1 protein-coding gene is annotated in these 1058 nt (G+C 74.9%); it reads left to right on the top strand.

Annotation, left to right across the window (positions count from 1 at the left end; genetic code table 11):
- Positions 1 to 51: 51 nt before the first annotated feature.
- A complete protein-coding gene (locus tag AC3WLN_RS23310; protein ID WP_238281301.1) occupies positions 52 to 915 on the top strand; it encodes a chorismate mutase in 864 nt (287 codons plus the stop codon).
- Positions 916 to 1058: the final 143 nt, after the last annotated feature.

The following is a 1058-nucleotide window of genomic DNA, read 5'->3' as shown; positions in this document are numbered from 1 at the left end:
CCCCGGCCCCGGCTCTCCCGACCCTCCCCACCGCAGCCTCGCGAGCCCCCGATGCGCTTCACGACGAGACCCGCGCCGCCCCTCGACAATCTCGGCGACCTGCGCGCCGAGATCGACCGGATCGACGCCGAGATGCACGCCCTGCTGATCCAGCGCGGGTCGATCATCGACCGGCTGATCGCGGTCAAGCGCACCTCGGCCAGCGGCTCGGCCTTCCGCCCCGGGCGCGAGGCCTCGATGATGCGGCGGGTCGCCGAGCGCCACCGGGGCCTGCTGCCCCTCGACACCGTGGAGGGGATCTGGCGGGTCATCATCGCCACCTTCACCTACGTCCAGGCGCCGTTCTCGGTGCATGCCGACATCTCGGGCGGGGATGCGCCGATGCGCGATTCCGCCCGCTTCCATTTCGGCTTCACGGTGCCCTACCGGCCCCACCCCACCTGCCTGGCGGTGATCGAGGCGGTGGCCGCCTCCCGGGGCGATCTCGGCATCTTCCGCCTCGATCCGGACGGCTCGGGTCCCTCCACCGACGCGGCGCCCTGGTGGGAGGGGCTCGTCGGCGAGGGCCGCCCCAAGGTCATCGCGCGCCTGCCCTTCATCGAGCGGCCCACCCATCCGGCCGGCACCCCGGTCTTCGTGGTCTCGAACCCGCTGGACGATCCGGCCGCGGCCCAGCGCGACTGGGTCCTGCACGCCACCCGCGTCGCCGCCTGGGAGCCGGAGGCCATGCGCGCCCTGCAGGACCTCTACGGCGAGGTCGTCGCCCGTGCGCCCGGGCCCGGCGGCCACGGCCTCCTCCTCGCCGTTCCGGGCGGCGTCAGCGCCCGGCAGTTGCACGAGGCCCTGACTCGGGCCGGCGCCGCGCCCGAGACCCTCGACGAGATCGGCAGCCACGCCGCCCGCTTCCGGGTCTGAGGGACGCGGGCCTGAAGCACGGGGCCGGCTCGCCATGCCGGGCGAGCTTTGTTAGACGGGCGCTTCGCCGAACCACCGGCGGCCTCCAGGTCTCCCCCATGTCCGCTGCTCCGATCGCCTCCGCCCCCCCGGCTCCCTCGCGC

The organism is Methylobacterium sp. FW306-05-D (genome assembly GCF_058782155.1).
The sequence above is the reverse complement of the archived record's forward strand: the minus strand, read 5'-3'. Positions and strand labels throughout refer to the sequence as shown.

What these genes read in the sequence shown, in the direction of transcription:
- AC3WLN_RS23310 (WP_238281301.1), top strand. Translation starts at nt 52, where the DNA reads ATGCGCTTCACGACGAGACCCGCGCCGCCCCTCGACAATCTCGGCGAC.